At 70.5% G+C, this 24,951-nt stretch carries 21 protein-coding genes; 13 read left to right on the top strand and 8 right to left on the bottom strand.

From position 1 onward, the window contains the following. Nucleotides 1–246 precede the first annotated feature (246 nt). From ABT004_RS29180 to ABT004_RS29160, 5 genes are all read right to left on the bottom strand, one after another. Nucleotides 247–1,098, bottom strand: coding sequence for an EamA family transporter (locus ABT004_RS29180; RefSeq protein WP_351342636.1), 852 nt, complete (start codon nt 1,096–1,098; stop codon nt 247–249). After that, nucleotides 1,095–1,577 carry a YbaK/EbsC family protein gene (locus ABT004_RS29175; RefSeq protein ID WP_351342634.1) on the bottom strand — a complete coding sequence of 161 codons (483 nt, stop codon included), beginning with the start codon at nt 1,575–1,577 and terminating at the stop codon, nt 1,095–1,097. Before ABT004_RS29175 ends, ABT004_RS29180 begins: the two co-directional genes overlap by 4 nt. 44 nt (nt 1,578–1,621) lie before the next feature. Further along, complete coding sequence (locus tag ABT004_RS29170) at nt 1,622–3,310, bottom strand: penicillin-binding transpeptidase domain-containing protein (RefSeq protein ID WP_351342632.1); 1,689 nt, start codon at nt 3,308–3,310, stop codon at nt 1,622–1,624. A gap of 133 nt (nt 3,311–3,443) precedes the next feature. Continuing rightward, entirely contained in the window at nt 3,444–5,075 is a 1,632-nt protein-coding gene (locus ABT004_RS29165; RefSeq protein WP_351342630.1) for a penicillin-binding transpeptidase domain-containing protein, read from the bottom strand. 126 nt (nt 5,076–5,201) lie between these two features. After that, on the bottom strand, nt 5,202–6,965 hold the full coding sequence (locus ABT004_RS29160; protein ID WP_351342628.1) for a dolichyl-phosphate-mannose--protein mannosyltransferase: 1,764 nt from the start codon (nt 6,963–6,965) through the stop codon (nt 5,202–5,204). A 64-nt stretch (nt 6,966–7,029) separates the two neighbouring features. Here ABT004_RS29160 and rsmI point away from each other — a divergent pair, with 64 nt between their 5' ends. From rsmI to ABT004_RS29115, 9 genes are all read left to right on the top strand, one after another. Continuing rightward, the gene (gene rsmI, locus ABT004_RS29155) at nt 7,030–7,914 is read left to right on the top strand and encodes a 16S rRNA (cytidine(1402)-2'-O)-methyltransferase (RefSeq protein ID WP_351342626.1); all 885 of its coding nucleotides are present in this window, start codon (nt 7,030–7,032) and stop codon (nt 7,912–7,914) included. A gap of 197 nt (nt 7,915–8,111) precedes the next feature. Next, on the top strand, nt 8,112–8,549 hold the full coding sequence (locus ABT004_RS29150) for a hypothetical protein (protein ID WP_351342625.1): 438 nt from the start codon (nt 8,112–8,114) through the stop codon (nt 8,547–8,549). A 24-nt stretch (nt 8,550–8,573) separates the two neighbouring features. Further along, nucleotides 8,574–9,452, top strand: coding sequence for a TatD family hydrolase (locus ABT004_RS29145; protein WP_351342624.1), 879 nt, complete (start codon nt 8,574–8,576; stop codon nt 9,450–9,452). A 161-nt stretch (nt 9,453–9,613) separates the two neighbouring features. After that, nucleotides 9,614–10,846: a resuscitation-promoting factor gene (locus tag ABT004_RS29140; protein ID WP_351342623.1), complete on the top strand. Its 1,233-nt coding sequence runs from the start codon at nt 9,614–9,616 to the stop codon at nt 10,844–10,846. Nucleotides 10,847–11,015: 169 nt separating this feature from the next. Beyond that, nucleotides 11,016–11,882, top strand: a complete 867-nt coding sequence (gene rsmA, locus ABT004_RS29135; RefSeq protein WP_351342621.1) for a 16S rRNA (adenine(1518)-N(6)/adenine(1519)-N(6))-dimethyltransferase RsmA — start codon at nt 11,016–11,018, stop codon at nt 11,880–11,882. 5 nt (nt 11,883–11,887) lie between these two features. Further along, nucleotides 11,888–12,775 carry a 4-(cytidine 5'-diphospho)-2-C-methyl-D-erythritol kinase gene (locus ABT004_RS29130; protein ID WP_351342620.1) on the top strand — a complete coding sequence of 296 codons (888 nt, stop codon included), beginning with the start codon at nt 11,888–11,890 and terminating at the stop codon, nt 12,773–12,775. Nucleotides 12,776–12,949: 174 nt separating this feature from the next. Then, complete coding sequence (locus ABT004_RS29125) at nt 12,950–14,758, top strand: ABC-F family ATP-binding cassette domain-containing protein (RefSeq protein WP_351342619.1); 1,809 nt, start codon at nt 12,950–12,952, stop codon at nt 14,756–14,758. A 115-nt stretch (nt 14,759–14,873) separates the two neighbouring features. After that, complete coding sequence (locus ABT004_RS29120) at nt 14,874–16,553, top strand: outer membrane protein assembly factor BamB family protein (RefSeq protein WP_351342618.1); 1,680 nt, start codon at nt 14,874–14,876, stop codon at nt 16,551–16,553. A 215-nt stretch (nt 16,554–16,768) separates the two neighbouring features. Beyond that, nucleotides 16,769–17,458 carry a helix-turn-helix transcriptional regulator gene (locus ABT004_RS29115; RefSeq protein WP_351342616.1) on the top strand — a complete coding sequence of 230 codons (690 nt, stop codon included), beginning with the start codon at nt 16,769–16,771 and terminating at the stop codon, nt 17,456–17,458. Between the two features lie 165 nt (nt 17,459–17,623). Here ABT004_RS29115 and ABT004_RS29110 read toward each other — a convergent pair whose 3' ends face one another. Next, nucleotides 17,624–17,932: a hypothetical protein gene (locus tag ABT004_RS29110; RefSeq protein ID WP_451191975.1), complete on the bottom strand. Its 309-nt coding sequence runs from the start codon at nt 17,930–17,932 to the stop codon at nt 17,624–17,626. 18 nt (nt 17,933–17,950) lie between these two features. Continuing rightward, nucleotides 17,951–19,633 carry a sodium:solute symporter family protein gene (locus tag ABT004_RS29105; protein WP_351342614.1) on the bottom strand — a complete coding sequence of 561 codons (1,683 nt, stop codon included), beginning with the start codon at nt 19,631–19,633 and terminating at the stop codon, nt 17,951–17,953. A gap of 192 nt (nt 19,634–19,825) precedes the next feature. Here ABT004_RS29105 and galT point away from each other — a divergent pair, with 192 nt between their 5' ends. From galT to galK, 3 genes are read left to right on the top strand one after another with little or no spacing between them, the layout of a single operon-like run. Beyond that, the gene (gene galT / locus ABT004_RS29100) at nt 19,826–20,890 is read left to right on the top strand and encodes a galactose-1-phosphate uridylyltransferase (RefSeq protein WP_351342612.1); all 1,065 of its coding nucleotides are present in this window, start codon (nt 19,826–19,828) and stop codon (nt 20,888–20,890) included. Next, entirely contained in the window at nt 20,890–21,864 is a 975-nt protein-coding gene (gene galE / locus ABT004_RS29095) for a UDP-glucose 4-epimerase GalE (protein ID WP_351342610.1), read from the top strand. The genes galT and galE overlap by 1 nt, the downstream gene beginning before the upstream one ends. A 41-nt stretch (nt 21,865–21,905) precedes the next feature. Continuing rightward, a complete protein-coding gene (galK, locus tag ABT004_RS29090) occupies nt 21,906–23,069 on the top strand; it encodes a galactokinase (RefSeq protein ID WP_351342608.1) in 1,164 nt (387 codons plus the stop codon). 176 nt (nt 23,070–23,245) lie between these two features. On the opposite strand, the gene ABT004_RS29085 is transcribed toward galK, so the two are convergent. Next, complete coding sequence (locus tag ABT004_RS29085; protein WP_351342606.1) at nt 23,246–23,701, bottom strand: GNAT family N-acetyltransferase; 456 nt, start codon at nt 23,699–23,701, stop codon at nt 23,246–23,248. A gap of 288 nt (nt 23,702–23,989) precedes the next feature. Here ABT004_RS29085 and ABT004_RS29080 point away from each other — a divergent pair, with 288 nt between their 5' ends. Beyond that, on the top strand, nt 23,990–24,739 hold the full coding sequence (locus ABT004_RS29080) for a LuxR C-terminal-related transcriptional regulator (RefSeq protein WP_351342604.1): 750 nt from the start codon (nt 23,990–23,992) through the stop codon (nt 24,737–24,739). Nucleotides 24,740–24,951 lie beyond the last annotated feature (212 nt).

Genomic DNA, 24,951 nt, shown 5'->3' with positions numbered 1-24,951 from the left:
CGACCTCTGCAAGCACCGCCACAAACCCCGGCGGGGCTGCAAACATCGCCTCGATCGCCGGCGGGAATTTATCTAACACGCCCCGCCGGCGATCGAGACGATCGAGCCCCTGCGGCGATCGAGACGATCGAGCCCCTGCGGCGATTGAGCAGCGGGGTGCGGGGCGGAGCCCCGGTCTTTCAAGCCCCGCCGGCGATTGAGGCGCGGGGGTCCAGGGGGCAGCGCCCCCAGCACCACGGACGAGCGTCAACCCGCGTGCAGCATCAGCCCGATCCCCGCCACCACCACACCCGCCGCCAAAAGCCTCGGCGCGCCGAAGCGTTCCTTGAAGAAGATCGCGCCGATCGCCGCCCCCACGATGATCGAGGACTCGCGAAGCGCGGAGATCGGGGCGAGGTCGGCCCGGGTCTGGGCCCAGAGGACCAGGCCGTAGGCGAGGACCGAGAGCCCCGCCCCCAGCAGCCCGAGCCACGCGAACGGCCGCAACAGCCCGACCAGTTCGCCGCGCCAGCGATACGCCGCGTAGACCGGTACCGCGATCCCTTCGAGGATCATCAGCCAGGCGATGTAGCCGAGGGACGAGCCGGAGGCGCGTACGCCCAGGCCGTCCACCACCGTGTACGAGGCGATGGCCACCCCCGTCGCCAGGGCCGCGCCGAGCGCCCGCCAGTCCGGCCTGCGGCCCGATCCGCGTATCCCCCAGACCGCGAGCCCGGTCAGGCCCGCGCAGCACACCATGACCCCGGCCGCCTGCCAGCCGCCCGGCACCTCACCCGCGAACACCGCCGCGAGGACCGTCACCACCAGCGGCGCCGTGCCGCGCGCGATCGGGTACGCCTGGCCGAAGTCGCCCAGCTTGAACGACGTCATCAGCAGCACGTAGTAGGCGACGTGGATGAGCGCGGAGGCGATCAGGTACGGCCAGGCACCGGCCGCCGGTACCGGCGAGAACACGGCCATGACGAGACCGATCAGCGCGCCGCCGCCCGAGATGAGCGTGAAGCCGACCAGTTTGTCCGTGATGTGGTGGGCGAGCGCGTTCCAGGAAGCGTGGGTGACGGCGGCGAGCAGGACCGCCACCGTGACTATCGGGGTCACTCCTGCACGTCCACGAGCGTCGCGCCCGCGTGCGTCACCAGGGCCTTGGGCTCCATCGGGAAGACGGCGTGCGGGGTGCCGGCCGCCGCCCACACGATGTCGTGCGTGAGGAGTGAACGGTCCGCGAGGACCCGGGTCTTGGACACGTGCCCGAAGGGCAGGATGCCACCGATCGCGTACCCGGTGAACTCCCGCACCACGTCCGCCTTGGCGCGCGTCACCTTCTGCGCGCCCAGCTCCTGCCGTACGCGTTCCACGTCCACCCGCGACGACCCGTCCATGAGGACGAGCACCGGCACCCCGTCGGCGGCGAAGATCAGGGACTTGCAGATCTGGCTGAGCGCGCAGCCGATCGCGTCGGCCGCCTCCTGCGCGGTGCGGGCACCTTCCGGGAAGGTGCGTACGCGGGGCAGGAGTTCGGCCAGCCCCATCGCGGTGACGGCCTCGGCGAAACGGGGGTGTGCTGCGTCTGCTGTCATGGGCGGCACGGTAATCGTGCGTGTACCGCCCACGCGAACCGGTATCAGCCGCCGGCCAGCAGCATCTTGCGCACGACCGGACCCGCCGAGTCACCCCCGTGCCCGCCCTGCTGCACCACGGCCGCCGCCGCGAGGTCGCCGCGCCAGGCCGTGAACCAGCCGTTGGGGTCCTTCTGCCCGTCGACCTCCGCCGAACCGGTCTTCGCGCCCATGTCGGCGCCGAGCCCGGACATCGGCTTCACGGCCGTACCGGCGACCGCCGTGTAGTGCATCAACTCCCGCAGCTTCGAGGCCGTCGAGGCGGAGATCGGCTTCGAGGCCTTCGCGAGCGTGCGGTCGTCGACGTCGGGCGACACCAGGTACGGCTGGTGGAAGGCGCCCGCCTTCACGGTCGCCGCGACCGAGGCCATGTTCAGCGGGTTCATCCGCACCCCGCCCTGCCCGATCAGCGAGGCCGCCATCTGCGCGTCCGACATCACCGGCACCGCGCCGTCGAAGCTCGGCACTCCGATCGACCAGTTGTTCATACCGAGGCCGAAGACCTGTTGCGCCTGCTTGGTCAGCGAGTCGTTGTCGAGCTTCGGGGCCTGGCTGATGAAGGCCGTGTTGCAGGACGCGGCGAAGCTCGCCTTGAACGTGCCGTCCTTGATCTGGAACTTGTCGTCGTTCTGGAACTTCCAGTGCCCGTACGTGAAGTACTTGGGGCACGGGTGCTTCTTGTCGACGTCGGTGATCTTCTTGTCCAGCAGCATCGACGCCGTGATGACCTTCATCGTGGAGCCGGGCGCGAGCGAGCCCTGGAACGCCGTGTTGAACCCGGGGCTGGAGTTCGCCGCCGCCAGGATCTCGCCGGTCGACGGCTTCACGAGCACGACCGAGGCCTTCTTGCTCGACTTCACCTGCTCCTCGGCGGTGGCCTGGAGCGCCGGGTCGAGCGTCGTCTTCACGGTGCCCGGCGTGCCCTTGGAGAGCGCGAGCAGCGTCTTGTCCGGCAGCGCGTTCTTGTCGTCGGACTTCTTCCCGGACTGGCCCCGCACGACGCGCAGTTCGACGCCTGCGGTGCCGCCCGCCTTCTTCCCGTACTTCTCGCGCAGCCCGTCCACGATGGTGCCGATCGAGGGGTACTTCTTCGCGTCCAGTTCGTTGCCCGCCCGGTCGACGGCCTTGACCGGCGGATCGCCCGCCTCACCGGTCTCCAGGTGGTCGCCGTCCTTCAAGTCCGGGTGGACGACGGAGGGCTGCCAGTCGACGAGGACCTTGCCGTCGCTCTTGCGGCGCTCGGCGGTCAGCGCGGAGTCGTACGCGAAGGGCTCGCTCAGCTTCTTGTACTCGACCGTGGACGTGACGTGGAAGGGGACATCGGCGCCCTTGCGGGTGCCGGGCGCGAGCTTCACGCCGGTGAGGTGGGCGTCCTTGGCGACGGCGGCGAGCGCCTTCTTCGCGGCGGCGGGGTCGTTCGTATAGGTGGCCGCCTTCGCGGCGTCCCCGGCCTGCCAGGCGGTGAGGAAACCGGTGGCGACGGCCCGTACTTCCTTGGCGGACGGCGGGCCCTTCGGGATCTCCGGCTTGTCGTCGGCGGCGGAGGCCGAGGTGCTGCCCGCGGGCTCACCGCCGCCGATCAGCGCGTACGCGCCGACGCCTGCCCCGAAGACCGCGACGGCGGCGACGCCACCGATCACCAGGGCGTTCGTGTTGCGTCGCGGCTCATCGCGCCGCTTGCCTCTGCTGCCCACCTGAGTCCTCCGGAGATCTACGGGTGGCCCAGGGTACGGGGTGCCCCTGAACGCACTTTCCATAGGAGGGAACGACGTGGTAACGCCTGGCGATGCGTGGATTCACCGCCAGGCGTCCGCAGGCGTAGGGGAATTACGTTCCTGCCCGTAGCACCGCCGCGACGAGGGGCCCCGCCGCGTCTCCACCGTGTCCGCCGCGCGGCACCGTCGCGGCGGCCGCGATGTCGTCGCGGTAGCCCGCGAACCAGGAGTCGGCGCTGCCCTGGCCGTCGACCTCGGCGGAGCCCGTCTTCGCGCCCTTGTCGCCGGGCACGCCCGCCATGGCCTCGGCGGCGGTACCGCTGGTCGCGGTCAGCCGCATCATCTGGCGCAGTTGGGCGGAGGTTCCCGACTTCAACCCCCGGGCTGTGGCGAGCGGGTGGTCGTCGACCTTCCGGGAGACGAGGACCGGCTGGTGGAACGTGCCGGTGATGGCGGTCGCGGTGACCGACGCCATGTTCAGCGGGTTCATCTTGACCTTGCCCTGGCCGATCATCGCGGCGGCGTCGTCCGAGTCGCCCGGCAGCTCCACGGAGCCGTCGCGCGACACGATCCCCGTCTTCCAGTCCTTGCCGAGGCCGAACCGGTCCTCCGCCTCCGCGGCGAACTTCGCCGCGCCCAGGTCGTCGGACAGCTTGATGAAGGCGGTATTGCAGGACCGGGCGAAGCTGTTGGCCAGCGTCGCGTTCCCGTTGGGCCGCATGCCCTTGAGGTTGCGGAAGGTCTGGCTCATCGCGACCGCCGAATCGGGGCAGGGCGCCTGGCCGTTCGCCGAGGTGACCCCGTTGTCGATCAGTGCGGCGGCGGTGAGGATCTTCATCACGGAGCCGGGCGCGGTGCCGCCCTGGAACGCCGCGTTGAACTCGCCCTCCGCCTCGTTGGCGACCGCGAGCACCTCACCGGTGGACGGCTCGACCGCCACCACCGACGACTCCGGGTACTTCTTCACCGCCTGCTCGGCGGCCGCCTGCGCGTTCGCGCTGATCGTCGTACGCAGCTTGCCGGGCTTGCCCTTGGCGAGCGTGAGGAGCGTCTTCGCTGCGGCCGTCTCCCCGTCCGCGTCGGTCCGCTCCACGTACGTCTCGATGCTGGGCGAACCCCCGGCGGAATCCCCGTACTTGGCGCGCAGCTCGTCCAGGACCGGGCCGAGCGACGGGTACGTGTCCTTCGTCAGCACGGCGCCGTTCCGGTCCACGGCGTCGATCGGGGGCGCGGGCGCCTCTCCGGTGACGAGCGTGTCGCCCTTCTTCATCGACGGGTGCGCAACGGCCGGCGACCAGTCGACAAGCGCCCGCCCGGTGGTCTTCCCGCGCACGACCGTGAGCGAGGAGTCGTACGACAGCGTCTTCGTCTTCTTGCCGTACGTGACGGTGGCCTTGACGTGGAAGGCGACCTTCGCGCCGGCCGCGTTCGTGGGCGTCAGCTCGGTGCGCGTGATGTGCGCCTTGTCGTGCCAGTCGTCGAGCACCCGCAGCGCGTCGTCGGCGTAGTCCGTGAGCCGCGCGGCCGCCGCCGGATCGTTCTTCGCCCACGCCGCGAGGAACTGCTGCGACGTCTCCCGCACCTCGTCGCCTGACGGTGGCCCCGACTTGTACTCCGACCCCTGCGACGACACGGTGTTCCCGCCCGTGACCGCCGTGACGAGGTTGTACGCCCCGTACCCGGCGCCGCCCACCATGACGGTGCACACCCCACCGACGATGGCGATCTTGACCCCCTTGCGCATGACGCGCTCCCCTCCCCAGGTTGACGAGAGGGACTTTAAGCACGAGGAGTGCCCCATGGGGCATGGGTTCTTCGGATGATGTCCGAAGGTGTCCGGATTGAGATCACAAAGCTGACCGAAACCGGCTCATACCCAGGTGTCGAACCACATCCGCGACCGCCACGAATCGACCGGAATCGCGTCCCCCGTGTAGATCGGCCAGAAGTAGATGAAGTTCCACGCGATCAGCAGGACGAGGGCGCCCGCGCCCGCCGCGCCGATCACCCGCCGTCGCTCCGGTGAGCCCGGTTTGCCGATGATCGCGCCGAGCATCATCGCCAGGGCCAGGCAGAGGAACGGGGCGAAGACGACCGCGTAGAAGTAGAAGATCGTCCGCTCCTGGTAGTTGAACCAGGGGAGGTAGCCGGCCGCGATGCCGCACAGGATCGCGCCCGCCCGCCAGTCGCGGCGGAAGAACCAGCGCCACAGCACGTACAGCAGCGCGAAGCCGGCCGCCCACCACAGCAGCGGTGTGCCGAGGGCGAGGACCTCGCGGGCGCACTTCTCGGTCGTGTCGGCCGGACAGCCGTCGACGCCCGGCTTCGGCGACTCGTAGAAGTACGAGACCGGGCGGCCGTCGACCATCCAACTCCATGGGTTCGACTGGTAGGTGTGCGGCGAGCTGAGCGTGGTGTTGAAGTTCCACACCTCGTGCTCGTAGTGCCACAGGCTGCGCACCCAGTCCGGCAGCCAGGTGAAGCTGCCGCCCTTGCCGTCGGTCGCCGCCCAGTTGCGGAAGTAGCCGCCCGAGCCGTCGGCGGGGGAGAGGATCCAGCCGAGCCAGGACAGGACGTACGTGGCGATGGCCACGGGGACGGTCGAGACGAACGCCGGGACGACGTCCCGCTTCAGGACCGCGCGGTACGGACGCTCGGCGCCCGCCACCCGGCGCGAACCCACGTCCCACAGGACCGACATCAGGGCGAAGGCGGCCAGGAAGATGAAGCCGTTCCACTTCGTGGCCGCGCCGAGCCCCAGGCACAGCCCGGCGAGCAGCCGCCAGGGGCGCCATCCGAGGCGCAGCGTCTCGGCGATCTCGACGTCGGGGTGCGGAAGGCCGTGCTCGTCCACGGGCAGCGCGGCGGCCAACTGCCCGCGCGTGCGCTCCCGGTCGAGCACCAGGCAGCAGAACGCCGCCACCACGAAGAAGACGAGCACCGAGTCGAGCAGCGCGGTGCGGCTCATCACGTACGAGAGTCCGTCGACGGCGAGCAGCGCGCCCGCCAGGCAGCCGAGGAACGTGGAGCGGAAGATGCGGCGGCCGATCCGGCAGACCATCAGCACGCACAGCGTGCCGAGGACCGCCGTCATGAACCGCCAGCCGAACGGGTCGAACCCGAACATCCACTCGCCGATGCCGATGACGTACTTGCCCACCGGCGGATGCACGACGTACGAGGCGTCGTGCGGGACCGGTACGTTTCCGCCCGTGGCCAGGATCTTGTCGTTGATGTCCTTGGGCCAGTCCACCTCGAAGCCGCGGTGGATGAGCGCCCAGGCGTCCTTCGCGTAGTACGTCTCGTCGAATATCACGGCCTTCGGGCTGCCCAGGTTCCAGAACCTGGCGAGGCCCGCGACGAGCGTGACGAGCAGCGGTCCGACCCAGCCGACGATCCGCTCCGCCTGCGCGGCGCTGTACCGGCTCAGCCCGAAGGACGCCCACAGGCGGCCCCCGAGCGGCGGGAACGGCGGCACCAGGCGCGCGCCCACGTCACCGTCTCTCACCGGCGCCCGGTAGCCGAACCTGCGCAGCCCGCGCAGCCACGACGACTGCTGCGGCTCCGCGGTGGCGGCCTGCTCGGTCGGTGAGCTGGTCGGAGTCGCCCCGGACGACGACGCGGTACTGGTCACGCGCGCCATCGTAGGGAACGCGACTGTGCGAGTCCCGTCCCCCTGGCCCTGCGAGACTGGAACGGTGACAGGAACCGCTGAATCCGCAGAAGCCCCCGGAACCCTTGTACTGGCGGGCACGCCCATCGGGGACGTGTCGGACGCGCCGCCGCGGCTCGCCCGGGAGCTGGCCACCGCCGATGTCGTCGCCGCCGAGGACACCCGGCGCATGAAGCGGCTGACGCAGGCGCTCGGGGTGCAGGTCGGCGGGCGTGTCGTGTCGTACTTCGAGGGCAACGAGTCGGCGCGCACGCCGGAGCTCGTCGAGGCGCTCGCCGGTGGGGCGCGGGTGCTGCTCGTGACGGACGCGGGGATGCCGTCCGTGTCCGACCCCGGCTACCGGCTTGTCGCGGCCGCCGTCGAGCGGGACATCCGTGTCACGGCCGTGCCGGGTCCCTCCGCCGTGCTCACCGCCCTCGCGCTCTCCGGGCTCCCCGTCGACCGCTTCTGCTTCGAGGGCTTCCTGCCGCGCAAGGCGGGCGAGCGGCTCTCCCGCCTCAAGGAGGTCGCACAGGAGCGCCGCACCCTCGTCTACTTCGAGGCCCCGCACCGCCTCGACGACACCCTCGCGGCGATGGCCGAGGCCTTCGGCGCCGACCGCCGCGCCGCGGTCTGCCGCGAGCTCACCAAGACGTACGAGGAGGTCAAGCGCGGCCCCCTGAAGGAGCTCGCCGAGTGGGCCGCCGAGGGCGTACGTGGCGAGATCACGGTCGTCGTCGAGGGCGCGCCGGAGAAGTCCGGCGACGAGCTCACCCCCGCTGAGCTGGTGCGCAGGGTGCGCGTGCGCGAGGAGGCCGGGGAGCGGCGCAAGGAGGCGATCGCCGCGGTGGCCGCCGACGCGGGGCTGCCCAAGCGCGAGGTGTTCGATGCCGTGGTGGCGGCAAAGAATGCGGAGCGAACCGCCCCATAGGCGCGTAAAGGACTAACCTGAAAAGCAAAGCGAAGACCGTGCGCCAGGCCTGTTTCGGCAGGGAAAGGCCAAATCGGATCCAATAGTCGGCAGGCCTTTTGCGCTCGGCCCGGTGGAGGCGTCCACTGGTTGAAGGGGACGCACCCGTCCCCACGCTGCCGCAGGGCGGCGTTTGTCCAGCGGCAAGAGGAGCTGGCATGAGCGAGTTCGCGGTCTCCAAGACAGACATTGGTGCACAGGCGCCCCCGGTCCCGAATCGCAGCGCGGCGACAGCCATCGCCCACGAGTCGTATTCCTTCGCCTGCATGCGGTGCGGGCACGGCTGGGAGCAGTCCTACGAGATCGAGCACCACGTCGACGGGGAGGGTGCGGAGTTCGTGATGTACGTGGTCCAGGGCGAGCGGGTGCCGTCGCCACTGACCCGGCCCACCTGCCTGAACTGCGAGGGCCACGTCGTGCGCATCATGCGCGCGGGGCGCGTCACCTCCGCCCGCGACGCGATGCAGCAGCACCGCACCCCGCAGGCCGGCCCGGTGGAGGTGCCGGAGCCGGACGCGGTGGAGCGCGAGGGCGACCACCACTGGCACCTGTCGGACCTGCTGCACCCCTTCGCCCACCACAAGAAGGCCGAGTGACACCGGCTTCGTAGGATCGGGGGCATGAGCCCCAGCACCAAGGACGTCACCCCGCCGCCGCTGCCCGCGCCCCTGAAGGTCGAGGTCGCCGACTCCCACACCCACCTGGACATGCAGGAGGGCAGCGTGGAGGAGGGCCTCGCCAAGGCGGCGTCGGTGGGTGTGACCACGGTCGTCCAGGTGGGCTGCGACGTCGCGGGCTCTCGGTGGGCGGCCTCCGTGGCCGAGGAGCACGCGCGCGTGCACGCGACCGTCGCCCTGCACCCCAATGAAGCGCCGCGCATCGTGCACGGCGACCCCGACGGCTGGTCCCGGCAGGGCGCGCGGGAGCCGCTGGGAGACGCCGGGCTCGACGAGGCGCTCGCCGAGATCGACCGGCTCGCCGCCCTCCCGCACGTGAAGGGCGTCGGCGAGACCGGCCTCGACCACTTCCGTACGGGCCCCGAGGGCAAGGACGCCCAGGAGAAGTCGTTCCGCGCCCACATCGAGATGGCCAAGCGGCACGGCAAGGCGCTCGTCATCCATGACCGCGACGCGCACGCCGATGTGCTACGCGTCCTCAAGGAGGAGGGTGCGCCCGAACGCACCGTCTTCCACTGCTACTCCGGCGACGCCGAAATGGCCCAAATCTGCGCGGAGAACGGCTACTTCATGTCGTTCGCGGGAAACGTGACGTTCAAGAACGCGCAGCCGCTGCGGGACGCGCTCGCGGTGGCCCCGCTCGAACTGATCCTGGTCGAGACCGACGCGCCCTTCCTCACGCCCGCCCCGTACCGCGGTCGGCCTAACGCCCCGTATCTCATTCCGGTCACGCTGCGGGCGATGGCCGGGACCAAGGGCGTCACGGAGGAAGCCCTCGCGACGTCGGTCTCCGCCAACACCGCGCGTGCCTTCGATTACTGAGCGATAACGGTCACGGGCGCTCGCGTCCGCTCACCTTCGGGCAAAGTCGCCACACAGGGTGACCGTGGTGCTTTGGAGAGTGACGAACGCTCCGCTAGGTTCTGCTCGCCTGATCCGCCCCTCCCCGGGGGCGGACATCTGTGAGTGCCTGGAGCGTCGTCGTGAGCATTACGCCGCAGGAGACGTACGAGCGGTATGAGCCGTACGGGACGCCGTATGAGGCGGGGGCGCGGGTCCCTGAACCGGCGGCGCCCGGCGGGCGGGCCGTCGCCAGGCGGGCCGCCCGCCGCAGGAAGGTGGCGCAGCGCCCCGAAGTGCTGCGCAGGCTGCTGCCGCAGGCGCTGGTCGTCGCGTTCCTCGCGGGCGGCACGTCCGCATTCGTCGCCGACGACAAGGCGATCCACCTCACGGTCGACGGCAAGGAACGCACCCTGCACACCTTCGCCGACGACGTCACCGAACTCCTCGCCGACGAGGGTGTGGACGTCGGCGACCACGACGTCGTGGCGCCCGGCGAAGGGGCCGAGCTGGCCAGCGGGGACGAGGTCGCGGTCCATTACGGGCGCCCGGTCCGGCTCACCCTCGACGGGCAGCGCCGCGAGGTGTGGACGACGGCGCAGACCGTGCACGGGGCGCTCAGGCAGCTCGGGGTGCGGGCGGAGGGCGCGTACCTCTCGGCCTCGCGCTCCCAGCGCATCGCCCGCCACGGACTCGACCTCGACGTGCGCACCGAGCGCAGCGTCACGGTCATGGCCGACGGCAACCGTCGCACCATCCGCACGAACGCGGCGACCGTGGGCGAGGCCGTCCGGGACGCGGGCGTCACGCTGCACGGGCAGGACACCACGTCGGTGCCGCAGAGCAGCTTCCCGCGCGACGGGCAGGTCATCACGGTGATGCGGGTGACGGGGAAGAAGGAGGTCCGCGAGGAGGCGATCCCCTACGCGAGCGAGCGCACCGAGGACGCCTCGCAGTTCCAGGGCACGGAGATCGTCACGCGGGCCGGTGAGCCCGGCATGCGGCGGGTCACGTACTCGGTGCGGACCGTCAACGGGGTCAGGATGAAGCCGCGACGGGTGCGGCAGGAGGTGGTGCGGGAGCCGCGTACGCAGCAGGTCAGGGTCGGTACGAAGCCGATGCCGACGTCCGTCGGCGGGGCGGATTCCCTCAACTGGTCCGGGCTCGCGGCGTGTGAGTCGGGTGGGCGGCCGGGGGCGACGGATGCGACCGGGACGTACGGGGGGCTCTACCAGTTCGACACGCAGACCTGGCAGAGCCTCGGGGGCTCGGGGCGGCCCCAGGACGCGCCTGCCGCGGAGCAGACCTACCGGGCGAAGCGCCTCTACGTCAGCCGCGGCGCGACCCCATGGCCCCATTGCGGCTCCCGCCTCTAGGCATTCAAGCCCCGCCGACGATTGAGGCGCGGGGTCCGGGGCGGAGCCCCGAGGCCGCAACCCCGGCGCGGCCTTAAAAGATCGGGGTTCTGCCCCGCACCCCGCTGGCTCTCGTCCACAGTGCGGGGCTTAATCGAGGGGACCGCCCTCGCACGGATACCCTTGCGCGGTGAGTACCAGTGACCCCCAGGGCCCCCTCCTCGGCGCCGCGGACATCCGCGAACTCGCCGCGGCGCTGAACGTCCGGCCGACCAAGCAACGCGGCCAGAACTTCGTCATCGACGCCAACACCGTCCGCCGCATCGTCCGCACCGCGGAAGTGACCGAGGACGACGCCGTCGTAGAGGTGGGACCCGGCCTCGGTTCGCTCACCCTCGCCCTCCTCGAAGCGGCGCGCCACGTCACGGCCGTGGAGATCGACGACGTACTGGCCTCGGCCCTGCCCGCCACCATCGAGGCCCGCCTCCCGGCCAAGAAGGACGCCTTCGACCTCGTCAACATCGACGCGATGCAGGTCACCGAGCTCCCCGGCCCGGCCCCCACCGCCCTCGTCGCGAACCTTCCGTACAACGTCGCGGTCCCCGTCCTGCTCCACATGCTCGAGAGCTTCCCGACCATCGAGCGGACCCTCGTGATGGTGCAGGCCGAGGTCGCCGACCGGCTTGCCGCGGACCCCGGCTCCCGGGTCTACGGCGTCCCGTCCGTGAAGGCCAACTGGTACGCGGAGGTCAAGCGCGCCGGCCGCATCGGGCGCAACGTCTTCTGGCCGGCTCCGAACGTCGACTCGGGCCTGGTCTCCCTGGTCCGCCGCACGGAACCGATCCCGACGACCGCGTCACGGCAAGAGGTCTTCGCGGTCGTCGACGCCGCCTTCGCCCAGCGCCGCAAGACGCTGCGCGCGGCGCTCGCCGGGTGGGCGGGTTCGGCGCAGGCCGCCGAGGAGGCGCTCGTCGCGGCAGGCGTCTCCCCGCAGGCGCGCGGCGAAGCGCTCACCGTCCACGAATTCGCCCGCATCGCGGAGGCCAAGCAGCAGTGACATCGGTGACCGTACGCGTACCGGCCAAGGTCAACGTCCAGCTCGCCGTCGGCGGCGCCCGCCCCGACGGCTTCCACGACCTGGCGAACGTGTTCCTGGCGGTGGGCCTCTACGACGAGGTGACGGTGGCGGAGGCGGACACCTTCGCGCTCACCTGCACGGGACCCGGCTCCGACCAGGTCCCCCTCGACCGTACGAACCTGGCGGCGCGGGCGGCGTACGCGCTGGCCGCGCGGCACGGCCTCGGCGAACCCGCCGTCCACATCCACATCGCCAAGGACATCCCCGTCGCCGGTGGCATGGCGGGCGGCTCCGCGGACGCCGCGGGCGCGCTGCTCGCCTGCGACGCGCTCTGGGGCACGAACGCTCCTCGCTCCGAACTTCTCGACATCTGCGCCGAGTTGGGCAGCGATGTGCCGTTCAGCCTGGTCGGCGGTGCGGCGCTCGGTACCGGGCGGGGCGAGAAGCTCGAACTCCTCGACGTGGGTGGGGAGTTCTGGTGGGTGTTCGCGGCGGCGGACGGCGGCCTGTCCACCCCGGCGGTGTACGGCGAGTTCGACCGCCTCAGCCCCGACGCTCCCGCCGAGCCCGTCGCGGCGCCCGCCCTCCTGGAGGCGCTGCGCACCGGCGACGTCGAGGCGCTCGCGGCCACGGTCAGCAACGACCTGCAGCCCGCCGCGCTCTCCCTCTTCCCGTCCCTGAAGGACACGCTTGAGGCGGGCAGGTCGGCGGGGGCGCTGGCCGCGCTCGTCTCGGGCTCGGGTCCGACGACCGCGTTCCTCGCGGCGGACGAGTCCTCGGCGAAGCGCGTGGCCGCGGCCCTCTCGGAGTCCGGCCTCTGCCACACAGCCCGCGCGGCCCCCGCCCCGGCCCCGGGCGCCACCCTCCTCTGACCCGGCACAGGGCCCAGCCCCGGGGCTTGATCTTTCAAGCCCCGCCGGCGATTGAGGCGCGGGGTTCGGGGCGGAGCCCCGAGGCGGGGGGAACGGGTGGCCGGGTCCTCCGGTGGGCCGACTACGCTTGAAAGTCGGCCCACCCCCGTGGCCCACCCCCCGGAGCGGAGCGAAATGGCAGTCAATCTGGTCAACGTCGAGAACGTCTCGAAGGTCTACGGCACCCGTGCCCTCCTCGACGGCGTCTCCCTCGGCGTACAGGAAGGCGACCGGATCGGCGTCGTGGGACGCAACGGAGACGGCAAGACCACCCTCATCCGGATGCTCGCCAAGCTGGAGGAGGCCGACACCGGACGCGTCACCCACAACGGCGGCCTGCACCTCGGCGTCCTCACCCAGCACGACTCCCTCGACCCCGAGGCCACCGTCCGCCACGAGGTCATCGGCGACATGGCCGACCACGAGTGGGCCGGCAGCGCCAAGATCCGCGACGTGCTCACGGGCCTCTTCGGCGGCCTGGACCTGCCCGGTTTCCCGCAGGGCCTGGACACCGTCATCGGCCCCCTCTCCGGCGGCGAGCGGCGCCGTATCGCGCTCGCCCAGCTGCTCATCGCCGAGCAGGACCTGATCGTCCTCGACGAGCCGACGAACCACCTCGACGTCGAGGGCATCGCCTGGCTCGCCCAGCACCTGCGGGCCCGCCGCTCCGCCCTCGTCTGCGTCACGCACGACCGCTGGTTCCTCGACCAGGTCTGCACCCGCATGTGGGACGTGCAGAAGGGCACCATCTTCGAGTACGAGGGCGGCTACTCGGACTACGTGTTCGCGCGCGCCGAGCGGGAGCGGATCGCCGCGACCGAGGAGACCAAGCGGCAGAACCTGATGCGCAAGGAGCTGGCCTGGCTGCGCCGCGGCGCCCCCGCCCGCACCTCCAAGCCGCGCTACCGCATCGAGGCGGCCAACGAGCTGATCGCCGACGTCCCGGAGCCGCGCGACAAGAGCGAGCTGATGAAGTTCGCGAACGCCCGGCTCGGCAAGACCGTCTTCGACGTGGAGGACGCGACGATCCAGGCCGGACCGAAGGTGCTGCTCAAGCACCTCACCTGGCAGCTCGGCCCCGGCGACCGAGTCGGCCTGGTCGGGGTGAACGGCGCGGGCAAGACGTCCCTGCTGCGCGCCCTCGACGAGGCCGCCCGCAGCCAGGGTGATGTCCAGCCGACCGCCGGAAAGATCATCGTCGGTAAGACGGTCCGCCTCGCCTACCTCTCGCAGGACGTGACCGAACTCCCCTCCTCCCTGCGCGTGTTGGAGGCCGTCCAGCAGATCCGCGACCGCGTCGACCTCGGCAAGGGCCGTGAGATGACCGCGGGCCAGCTGTGCGAGCAGTTCGGCTTCGCGAAGGACAAGCAGTGGACGCCGGTCGGAGATCTCTCCGGTGGCGAGCGGCGTCGGCTCCAGATTCTGCGCCTCCTCATGGACGAGCCGAACGTCCTCTTCCTCGACGAGCCGACGAACGACCTGGACATCGAGACGCTGACGCAGCTCGAGGACCTGCTCGACGGGTGGCCGGGCTCGATGGTCGTGATCTCCCACGACCGGTTCTTCCTGGAGCGCACCACCGACACCACGTTCGCGCTGCTCGGCGACGCCACCCTGCGGAATCTGCCGCGCGGCGTCGACGAGTACCTGGAGCGCAGGCAGCGCATGATCGCGGCCGCGTCCCCCGCCCCCGCGGCGGCCCCGGCCGTGGCAGCGAAGGCGGGGCCCTCCGCGGCCGATGTGCGCGCCGCGAAGAAGGAACTCCAGAAGGTCGAGCGGCAGATGGAGAAGATCTCCGAGAAGGAGACCAAGCTGCACACGCAGATCGCCGACAACGCCACCGACTTCGGGAAGGTCGCGAAGCTCGACGCGGAGCTGCGCGATCTGGTCGCGCAGCGCGAGGAGTTGGAGATGCGCTGGATGGAGCTGGCCGAGGACGCCTGAGTGAAGCTCGGCGTCGGGGGCGGGTGATAGAAAAGGGCCGCCGGGACGAGAACGTGCGGTCCGGCCCACGGCGACTGGCCTTGCCGAAACTCAACGTCCCCGAGGTACCCAGGTCATGACCCAGCCACCCCCACCCCGCCCGCCGAACGAACCCCCGTCCCCGCAGGGAGAATTCGGCGCCCCACCGCCCATGCCTCCGTACACCACCCCCGGTTACGGCACCCTGCGCACACCGCTCCCGCCCGAGGCCCGGACCCGCCTGGGCCAACAGCCGTACGGGCAGGACCAGTACGGGCAGGACCAGTACGAGCGGCTCCAGCGCGAGCAGTCGCAGTACGAGCAGGCCCAGCAGGGTCGTCCGCAGTCGCCCGCCCGCAGAAGAGTGCCGCCGATCGCGCTCGTCATCGGCGCCGCGGTCGTGGCCCTCGCGCTGATCGTCGGCGGCGGCTTCCTCTACGCCTCGACGTCCGGCGACGACCCCACCGCGGGTTCCACGGGCTCCGACAAGGACGGCGACGGCCTCGGCGGTTCCGGGGCGGAGCAGGCCCCGGCCGACCCGTCGGCCAGGGTGACGCTGCGGCTGCCCGCGCCGAAGGTGGCGAAGCGGCAGGTGGACAGCGTCCAGGGCTCCTGGCTGACCGACCGGACGTACGCCAAGGCGGGCGTGAACCAGCTCGTCGGATACGACGCCGCGAGCGGCCGCAAGACCTGGACCCTCCCGCTGTCGGGGCAGACGTGCGCGGGGACGGACACCGTCACCGACGACGCGCTCGCGGCCGTGGTCAGTGAGGCGGGCAAGCGGCCCGCCGACGGCGACCACAGGCCGTGCAGCCAGATCACCGTCTTCGACGTCAACACGGGGCACAAGCTCTGGACGCAGAGCCTGGGCCAGGGCTCGAACCGGCGGATCTTCGAGGAGCTCTCCCTCTCGGGCAACACGCTCGCGGCGGGCGGCGGCCTCGACGGCGGCGCCGCCTTCGACGTCAAGTCGGGCAGCATCCTGTGGCAGCCCGACACCGGCGAGTGCCAGGACCTCGGCTACCACGGCGGCGCCCAGCTCGTGACGGTCCGCAAATGCGGCACCTACGGCAAGCACGCGACGTACGACGTCCAGCTCTTGGACCCGGTCACAGGCCAGCCCAAGTGGTCCTACAAACTCGCCAAGGGCCTCGACAACGTAAAGGTCCTGTCCACCAAGCCGGTCGTCTTCGGCGTGGGAAAGGGCGTCGACGCGGCGGACACCATCACCGACGTATTCGCCCTGGACGGTCGCGGCAGGCTCGCGAGCAGGATCGCCATCGACCCCAAGAAGTACGACTTCGCCTGCGAGGTCGGAAAGACCGAGGGCTGCGCGAAGATCACCGTCGGTAGCGGTCGGATCTATTTCGCGACGCCGCCGCCCGAGGCCGACGCCGGCGCGGGGCGGTCCAACGAGATCGTGTCGTACTCCCTTGAGACCGGAAAACGCACGGGCGACCGCGTCACGGGAGGTGCGCACCATGACATCTTCCCGGTGCGCATGGACGGCGGGAACCTCCTGGCGTTCAAGACGGGATCCGCCGACAAGGGCAGCCGGATCGTCACGATCGACCCCCGGACCATGAAGCAGTCGACGCTGGTGGAAACGCCGGCGACGCCCGCCGTCCGGGAAATGATCACCGGCCTGGCGCCGGGCCGCTCGAATTCCGAACTCCGCTATTCCAAGGGGAGATTGTTCCTCGCCCAGCCCCTGATCGGCGAGCCCTACGCGGACGGCGGCAAGCGGTACACGGCGGTTGGATTCGGCACCGGCTGAGACACCGGCCGGAAGTGGTCGTGTACTCCCAAACATCCCTCAATGCACTGGATTTCAGCATGGAGGGCCGCTTCTGGTCGGTAAGGGGCGCGCAACCTCGAACAAGCGTGTAGCTTCCGGGGCATGAAGCAGGACGGGGAGTCGGGGGGCTCGCCTGTCCTTGGGGGGCCCGGGGGTTCGCGGGGACACCCGGGGTGGATTGGGGGGTTGGCCCGATGGGAGTGCGGCTGATGGTGGTCGACGACCACCGACTGCTGGCCGAGGCGTTGGCCTCGGCCCTGAAGCTGCGCGGGCACCGGGTGCTCGCGGCTGCCGCACCGGTGGCCGGAGCGGCGGATCTGGTCATCTCGCGGGCGCCCGAGGTCTGCCTGCTGGGCACGGCGACACCCGCGGAGCCCGGCACCTTCGACCCGGTGGTCCGCATCAAACGCGAGCGCCCGCAGGTGGCGGTCGTGGTGCTTGGCCCCGTCCCCTCGCCCAGAGGCATCGCGTCGGCCTTCGCGGCCGGCGCCTCAGGATACGTACGGCACGACGAGCGCATAGAGGGTGTCGAACGCGCCCTGATGAAGGCGCGCGCGGGGGAGGCGGCGGTGGCGCCCGCCCTGCTCCAGGGCGCGTTCGGGGAGTTGCTCAACCCGGCGGCCCAGCCGGACGACGAGGGGCAGCGGTTGCTCCAGATGTTGACGCCGCGCGAGGTCGAGGTCCTGGTGCGGGTCGCGGACGGCGAGGACACCCGGCTGATCGCGGCGGGCATGGGCATCGCCCCGTCCACGGCCCGTACGCATGTGCAGCGCGTCCTGATGAAGCTGGGCGTCGGCTCGCGCCTGGAGGCGGCGGCGCTCGCCGCGCGCACGGGGCTGCTTGACCGGGCGGGCCCGGTGGGCTCGCCGGAGCCGGAGTCCTGAGCTATAGTTGATCTTGCGTTGGTCGCCGCAACTCGCGGTGAACGACCGTGCGTTGGTGGTCCAAGGAAAGACGTCCCGCTTCCTGCGGGGAGATGCAGGTGCAAGGCCTGCCCGGCGCTCCAGCAGTCAAGGCCCGTTCCGCTTCGGCGGAACGGGCCTTGTGCGTTACTCCGACGGCTCCGCGGGCTCTTCCGGGGCCGCGGCCGGCGGCTCCGTGGGGCGCAGCTTCATCCAGGCCAGGAAGAACACCCCGAGGAGCAGCATGCCGATGCCGGTCCACAGGTTGATGTTGATGTCCTGGGCCTTCTTGAGGTCGGCGTCGGACGCCGTGAGGCCGGCGATGGTGACGATCACGCCGTACACCACGAAGAGGCCGCCGATGATGCGTCGCACGTCGAAGAGGCGGGCCGCCGTCGCCGACCTGGCCTCGAGTTCCTTCACTTCCTCGACGTGCTGGTTCATTTCGTCGCTCATGTCGTGTTACCTCGGACCTCAGAAGGAGAACGGGATGTAGCAGATGACGGCGAGGACGATCGCTCCCCAGCCCAGCAGGGCCGGCTTGCGGTACCAGGCGTCGTCACCCTCGGCCGGCGGCTCCTCCATGCCCGGCGACTTCGTGCCGTACACGAGACCGGCCAGCTCCTCGGCGGGCTTGGACTTCGTGCAGAGCGTGACCACGAACATCACCACCGCGCCGACCACGAAGGCGACGATCGAGGACACGAAGTTGGCGCCCTGGTCCGAGGGGATCGAGATGACGCCCTGCTTGTAGAACCAGAAGTAGTTCACCATCGCGGCCACGGTGCCCGAAAGCAGGCCCCAGAAACCGGCGGCGGGAGTGGTCCGCTTCCAGAACATGCCGATGATGAAGACCACGAACAGCGGGACGTTGAAGAACGAGAACAGCGTCTGCAGGTAGTTCATGATGTTGCTGAAGCTGCCCGCGATGAACGCGGTGCCCATGCCGATCACGACGCCGACGGCGGTGACGACGCGGCCGGTCTGCAGGTAGTACCGGTCGCTGAGGCCCTTCTTGATGTACGCGCCCCAGATGTCGTTGGTGAACACCGTGTTGAAGGACGAGACGTTGGCCGCCATGCCCGCCATGAAGGCGGCGAGCAGGCCGGTCACCGCGATGCCGAGGACACCGTTGGGGAGCAGGTCGCGCATGAGGACCGGGATGGCGTCGTTGTACTGCAGGCCGTCGGCGGACTTGCCGATGGACGGCTCCATGACCAGGGCGATCAGGCCGGGGACCACGACGACCATCGGAATGAGGATCTTCGGGAACGCGGCGATCAGCGGGGTGCGCTTGGCGGCGGAGAGGTTCTTCGCGGACAGCGCGCGCTGCACCTCGGCGAAGTTCGTCGTCCAGTAGCCGAAGCTCATCACGAAGCCGAGGCCGAGCACGATGGTCAGCCAGTTGGCGCCGAGCGGGTTGGCCTCGCCGATGCCCGTGTCCTGCCAGGCCGTCATGAACGAATCACCGTGCGAACTGGACAGTGAGTCCGAGATGCCGTCCCAGCCGCCGACGCGCTTGAGGCCGACGATGGTCAGCGGGATGAGCGCGGCGAGGATGACGAAGAACTGCAGGACCTCGTTGTAGATCGCCGAGGAGAGCCCGCCGATCGTGATGTACGCGAGGACGAAGAGGCCGGCGATGACGATCGCCACCCACTGCGGCCAGCCGAGCAGCGCCTGGAGGACCAGGGCCATCGCGTACAGGTTGACGCCCGCGATCAGCACCGAGGAGACGGCGAAGATGATCGAGGAGAGCAGGTGGGAGGAGGGGCCGAAGCGGTGCAGCAGGAACTCGGGGACCGAGCGCACCTTCGACGAGTAGTAGAAGGGCATCATCACCAGGCCGAGGAAGACCATGGCGGGGATGGCGCCGATCCAGTACCAGTGCACGGTGTAGAGGCCGTACTGCGCACCGTTGGCCGCCATGCCGAGGAGCTCGGTGGCACCCAGGTTTGCGGCGACGAACGCGAGACCGGTGACCCAGGCGGGCAGGGAGCGCCCGGACAGGAAGAAGTCCAGGCTGGTCTTCACGGAGCGGCGGGCGGCGAAGCCGATGCCCAGCACCACGACGAAGTAGATCGCCATGATCGCGTAGTCGAGGCCGTTGGTGGGCAGCCGGAGTCCCTCGGCCAGGGTTGTTGTGGGGGACAGCATGAAGATCTCGCTTCGTTGCGCGAACTGAAACAGTCCGGAACCTACGCCTCCGGCTTCAATAAGTGAACAGTAAGAGTGACGTTCTTTGTTGGATTGTGATCGAGACCTCGCGTCCTCTTGACGTGGCTAGCTGTTGCCTTATGCTTTGTTGTGTTTGGTTCTGTTTGGTTGGTGTGATGAGGAGCATCGGACGTGAAGAAGACGTCGACCCGGCTCGCCGACGGTCGTGAGCTCATCTATTACGACTCGCGCGACGACGTCGTCCGGGACGCGGTCGACCGCCGTCCCCTCGACCCCACCGTCACCACGTCGGAGGTCCGCCGCGACCCCCTGCTCGGCGACTCCGTGGCGATCGCCTCGCACCGCCAGGGCCGGATCTACCACCCGCCGGCCGACGAGTGCCCGCTGTGCCCCTCCGAGGGCGAGCGGCTGAGCGAGATCCCCGACTCCGCGTACGACGTGGTGGTCTTCGAGAACCGCTTCCCCTCGCTCGCCGGGGACGCGGGCCGCTGCGAGGTCGTGTGCTTCACGTCCGACCACGACAAGTCCTTCGCGGACCTGACCGAGGAGCAGGCGGCCCTCGTCCTCGACGCGTGGACGGACCGCACCGCGGAGCTCTCCCACCTCGACTCCGTCGAGCAGGTCTTCTGCTTCGAGAACCGCGGCGCCGAGATCGGCGTCACCCTCGGCCACCCGCACGGCCAGATCTACGGCTACCCCTTCACGACCCCGCGCACGGCCCTGATGCTGCGCTCCGCCGCCGAGCACAAGGAGCAGACCGGCGGCCGGAACCTCTTCGCCGACGTGGTGGAGAAGGAGATGCAGGACGGCAGTCGCATCGTCCTCGAAGGCGAGCACTGGGTGGCCTTCGTTCCCTACGCCGCCCACTGGCCGTACGAGGTGCACCTCTACCCCAAGCGGCAGGTCCCGGACCTGCTCGCGCTCGACGACGACGCACGCACAGAGTTCCCCAAGATTTATCTGGAACTCTTGAGGCGCTTCGACCGGATCTTCGGTGAGAACCAGCCGGTGACGCCGTACATCGCGGCCTGGCACCAGGCCCCGTTCGGCCCGCTGGACGAGTTCGAGGGTGTCAACCGCGATGATTTCGCGCTGCACCTCGAGCTTTTCACCATCCGACGCACTTCCGGCAAGCTGAAGTTTCTCGCGGGTTCCGAGTCCGGCATGAGCGTGTTCATCAACGACGTGCCGCCGGAGACCGCGGCCGAGCGACTGCGAGAGGTAGCGAGCAAGTAATGGGACAGACCGTTTCCAAGAAGTACCTGGTCACGGGCGGTGCCGGCTATGTCGGCAGCGTCGTCGCGCAGCACCTGGTCGAGGCGGGCCACGAGGTCACCGTCCTCGACAACCTCTCCACCGGCTTCCGCGAGGGCGTGCCCGCGGGCGCCACGTTCGTCGAAGGTGACATCCGCGACGCGGGCAAGTGGCTCGACTCCTCGTACGACGCCGTGCTGCACTTCGCCGCGTTCTCGCAGGTCGGCGAGTCCGTCGTGAAGCCCGAGAAGTATTGGGCGAACAACGTCGGCGGCACCATGGAGCTGCTCGCCGCGATGCGCGCCGCGGACGTCCGCAAGCTGGTCTTCTCCTCGACCGCGGCCACGTACGGCGAGCCGGTGAACACACCGATCACCGAGACCGACCCGACCGCGCCCACCTCCCCGTACGGAGCCTCGAAGCTCGCGGTCGACCACATGATCACCGGCGAGGCGAACGCACACGGTCTCGCGGCCGTTTCGCTCCGGTACTTCAACGTGGCTGGTGCATACGGAAGTTGTGGTGAGCGGCACGACCCCGAGTCGCACCTCATCCCGCTCGTCCTCCAGGTCGCGCAGGGCGGCCGCGAGGCGATCAACGTCTTCGGCGACGACTACCCGACGCCCGACGGCACCTGCATCCGCGACTACATCCACGTCGCCGACCTCGCCGAGGCCCACCTCCTCGCCGTCGACGCCGCGCGGCCCGGCGAGCACCTCATCTGCAACCTCGGCAACGGCAACGGATTCTCCGTCCGCGAGGTCGTCGAGACCGTCCGCCAGGTCACCGGGCACCCGATCCCCGAGGTCGTCGCCCCGCGCCGCGGCGGCGACCCGGCCGTCCTCGTCGCCTCCGCCGACACCGCGCGCGAGCGCCTCGGCTGGAACCCGTCCCGCGCGGACCTCGCGGGCATCGTCGCCGACGCCTGGGCGTTCGCCCAGGCGCGCCAGCAGTAACCAGTAGCGGGTAACCAGTAGCAGGGGTAGGTAGCCAACTCATGTCCGTCGACGCCCAGTTCAAGGACCTGTACGGGTACGAGCCCGCAGGCGTGTGGGCGGCCCCCGGCCGCGTCAACCTCATCGGCGAGTACACCGACTTCAACGAGGGCTTCGTCATGCCGCTCGCGCTGCCGCACACCGCGGTCGCCGCGGTGGCCCGGCGCGAGGACGGCGTCCTGCGCCTGCACTCGGCCGACATCGACGCCCCCGTCGTGGAACTGCGCGTCGACGAACTTGCCCCCCTGTCGAAGTACGGCCAGGGCGGCTGGGCCGCGTACCCGGCGGGCGTCGTCTGGGCGCTGCGCGACGCGGGCCACACGGTGGGCGGCGCGGACATCCAGCTGGCCTCCACGGTCCCGACCGGCGCGGGCCTCTCCTCGTCGGCCGCCCTCGAGGTCGTCACGGCGTACGCGATGAACGACCTGTACGAACTCGGGCTCACGGGAGCCGAGTTGGCGGTCATCGCCCAGCGCGCCGAGAACGCCTTCGTCGGCGTCCCGTGCGGCGTCATGGACCAGATGGCCTCGTCCTGCGCCACCGAGGGGCACGCGCTGCACCTCGACTGCCGCGACCTGTCGATCCGCCAGGTCCCCTTCGACCTGGCGGCCCACGGCCTCCAGCTCCTCGTCGTCGACACCCGCGTCAAGCACGAGCTGGGCGACGGCGCGTACGCGGAGCGGCGCGCGGGCTGCGAGGAGGGCGCCCGCGTCCTCGGCGTGACCCACCTGCGCGACGTCTCATACGCGCAACTTGGCACGTCCGTCGCGGAGTTGGAGCTGGCCGGGGTCGACGAGAAGGTCGTCCGCTACGTCCGCCACGTCGTCACCGACGACCACCGCGTCGAGCGCGTCATCGAGCTGCTCGACGCGGGCGACGTGCGCGCCATCGGCCCGATCCTCGTCCAGGGCCACGTCTCGCTCCGCGACGACCTGCGGATCTCCTGCCCGGAACTCGACCTGGTCGTCGGCACGGCGATGACCTCCGGGGCGCTCGGGGCGCGGATGACGGGCGGCGGCTTCGGCGGCTCCGCGGTCGTCCTGGTGGAGTCGGACGACGCCGACACCGTCACGAAGGCGATCACCACCGCCTTCACCGAGGCCGGCTTCACGACGCCGCGCGTCTTCCCGGCGGTGCCCTCGGCAGGCGCCCGCCGCGAGTCCTGACGGCCGCTCAGCCGAGCCGCTTTGTCAGCGTGAACTCCTTGGTTCCGGGCGGGTAGTCCGGGATCACGGAGACCACGTCGTAGCCGTGCAGCCGATAGAAGCCGGGCGCCTGACTGTGTCTCATAGTGCGCTCCGCGCACGGGCCCAGGTCTTGGTGGGTGTGTTGGCGCGGCGGCTCAGCCGAGCCGCTTTGTCAGCGTGAACTCCTTGATTCCGGGCGGGTAGTCCGGGATTACGGAGACCACGTCGTAGCCGTGCAGCCGATAGAAGCCCGGAGCCTGGAAGTCCCAGGTCTCCACGCGGGAGCTGACGCAGGCGTGCTCCTCGTGCGCGATGCGCTCCGCCTCCGCGAGGAGACGGGAGCCGAGGCCCGCCCCGCGGTGCTGCTCGGCGACCCAGAGCAGATCCACGTGCAGCCAGAACGCCCACGTGTACGCGTCGAGCCCCGCCGCCAGTGCGCCCTCCTCGTCCAACACCCATACCTGGAGCGGGACATGCTGGTCGGCAGGGGTGCCGCGCAGCTCGCGAAGGTCCGGTGACGCCGCCGCGTTGGTCTCCCTCAGCAGCGACCGGAGCAGAAGGGCGCGCTCCTTGTCGACTTCTGTCTCGATGCGAAACATGCGCATCACCATAAACGCGCAGGACAGTCACTGCTCCGCCAACCGCCAACCAGTTCTGCGAATTGACTTCCCCTCCGGGCCTCCGCCTCTAGTCTGAGGACAGCACCGGTGGGGGCCGGTGCCGATCAGGGGGCGAGACAGCCGGGTACGACGCCCGGAGCGGGGGAAGCGGTTCGGCACACGGCGGCGGCCGTGCGGCTGCGGCGACCCGCACTCCGGGCGCCGTACCCGCGTTGATCCGTTCCCCGAGGTTGGGGTATCCCCTGCTCCGCACCGGAGCTCGGGGAAGGGGGTAATCACGTGGTACGCATCCGGGTCCTTGTAGTCGACGACCATCGCATCTTCGCCGAGTCGCTCGCCGCGGCGCTCGCGGCCGAGCCCGATGTCGACGTGTCGGCCGCGGGGAGCGGCCCCGCCGCTCTGCGCTGCCTCGACCGGGCGGTCGCGGAGGGACGCCGATTCGATGTGCTGCTGATCGACGCGGACCTGGGCGCGGCATCGCTCCAGGGCATGCGCGCGCCGACAGTCGTGCCCGACAGCGCCGCGCAGGACGGCCTCGTCGACGGCATCTCGCTGGTGGCAGGCGTCCGTTCGGGCCAGCCCGCCGTGCGCACGGTGGTGCTCGCCGAGCGGGACGACCCGCGCCGCGCGGCGCTCGCGTTGCAGGCGGGGGCGTCCGGCTGGGTCGCCAAGGACTGTTCCCTGTCACGCCTGTTGACCGTCATACGGGGCGTGCTGCGGGAGGAGACGCATCTGCCGCCCGCGCTGCTCACGGGCGTCCTACGGGAGTTGACCGCGGCCCGCAAGCACCGCACCGAGTCCGAGCGCCTCGTCGAGTCCCTGACACCGCGTGAGCGCGAGGTGCTGCGCTGCATGGTGGCGGGCCTCGGCCGCAAGGCGGTGGCTGAGCGCCTCTTCCTCTCCCCGCACACCGTCCGCACCCACATGCAGAACGTCCTGGGCAAACTCGGCGTCCACTCAACCCTCGCCGCGGTGGCACTGGCCCGCAGGGCGGGCGTGGGCCCGGCAGACCTGGAGGCAGCGAGCTGAGCCACTTGAGCTCCGCCGGCCCTTCTCCTCAAGCCCGGCGGCACTCGGTCAGGTTCTTTAAGCCCGGCGGTGCTTGGGCAGGCTTTTCAAGCCCGGCGGCGCTTGGGCAGGTTCTTTGAGCCCGGGCGGCGCTCGGGCGGGTTCTTTAAGCCCCTGCGGCGATTGAGCAGCATCTTTTAAGCCCCGCCGGCGATTGAGGCGCGGGGTCCGGG

It is taken from the genome of Streptomyces sp. NPDC002790 (assembly GCF_040295505.1).
Taxonomy (GTDB): domain Bacteria; phylum Actinomycetota; class Actinomycetes; order Streptomycetales; family Streptomycetaceae; genus Streptomyces.
Note: the sequence above shows the minus strand (reverse complement) of the source record. Positions and strands in the feature narration are given on the sequence as shown.

Coding starts and splice junctions, on each gene's coding strand:
- ABT004_RS29175 (WP_351342634.1), bottom strand. CDS start 1,577: ATGACAGCAGACGCAGCACACCCCCGTTTCGCCGAGGCCGTCACCGCG.
- ABT004_RS29165 (WP_351342630.1), bottom strand. CDS start 5,075: ATGCGCAAGGGGGTCAAGATCGCCATCGTCGGTGGGGTGTGCACCGTC.
- ABT004_RS29150 (WP_351342625.1), top strand. CDS start 8,112: ATGAGCGAGTTCGCGGTCTCCAAGACAGACATTGGTGCACAGGCGCCC.
- ABT004_RS29145 (WP_351342624.1), top strand. CDS start 8,574: ATGAGCCCCAGCACCAAGGACGTCACCCCGCCGCCGCTGCCCGCGCCC.
- ABT004_RS29125 (WP_351342619.1), top strand. CDS start 12,950: ATGGCAGTCAATCTGGTCAACGTCGAGAACGTCTCGAAGGTCTACGGC.
- ABT004_RS29120 (WP_351342618.1), top strand. CDS start 14,874: ATGACCCAGCCACCCCCACCCCGCCCGCCGAACGAACCCCCGTCCCCG.
- ABT004_RS29115 (WP_351342616.1), top strand. CDS start 16,769: ATGGGAGTGCGGCTGATGGTGGTCGACGACCACCGACTGCTGGCCGAG.
- ABT004_RS29110 (WP_451191975.1), bottom strand. CDS start 17,932: ATGAGCGACGAAATGAACCAGCACGTCGAGGAAGTGAAGGAACTCGAG.
- ABT004_RS29105 (WP_351342614.1), bottom strand. CDS start 19,633: ATGCTGTCCCCCACAACAACCCTGGCCGAGGGACTCCGGCTGCCCACC.
- galE (WP_351342610.1), top strand. CDS start 20,890: ATGGGACAGACCGTTTCCAAGAAGTACCTGGTCACGGGCGGTGCCGGC.
- galK (WP_351342608.1), top strand. CDS start 21,906: ATGTCCGTCGACGCCCAGTTCAAGGACCTGTACGGGTACGAGCCCGCA.
- ABT004_RS29085 (WP_351342606.1), bottom strand. CDS start 23,701: ATGGTGATGCGCATGTTTCGCATCGAGACAGAAGTCGACAAGGAGCGC.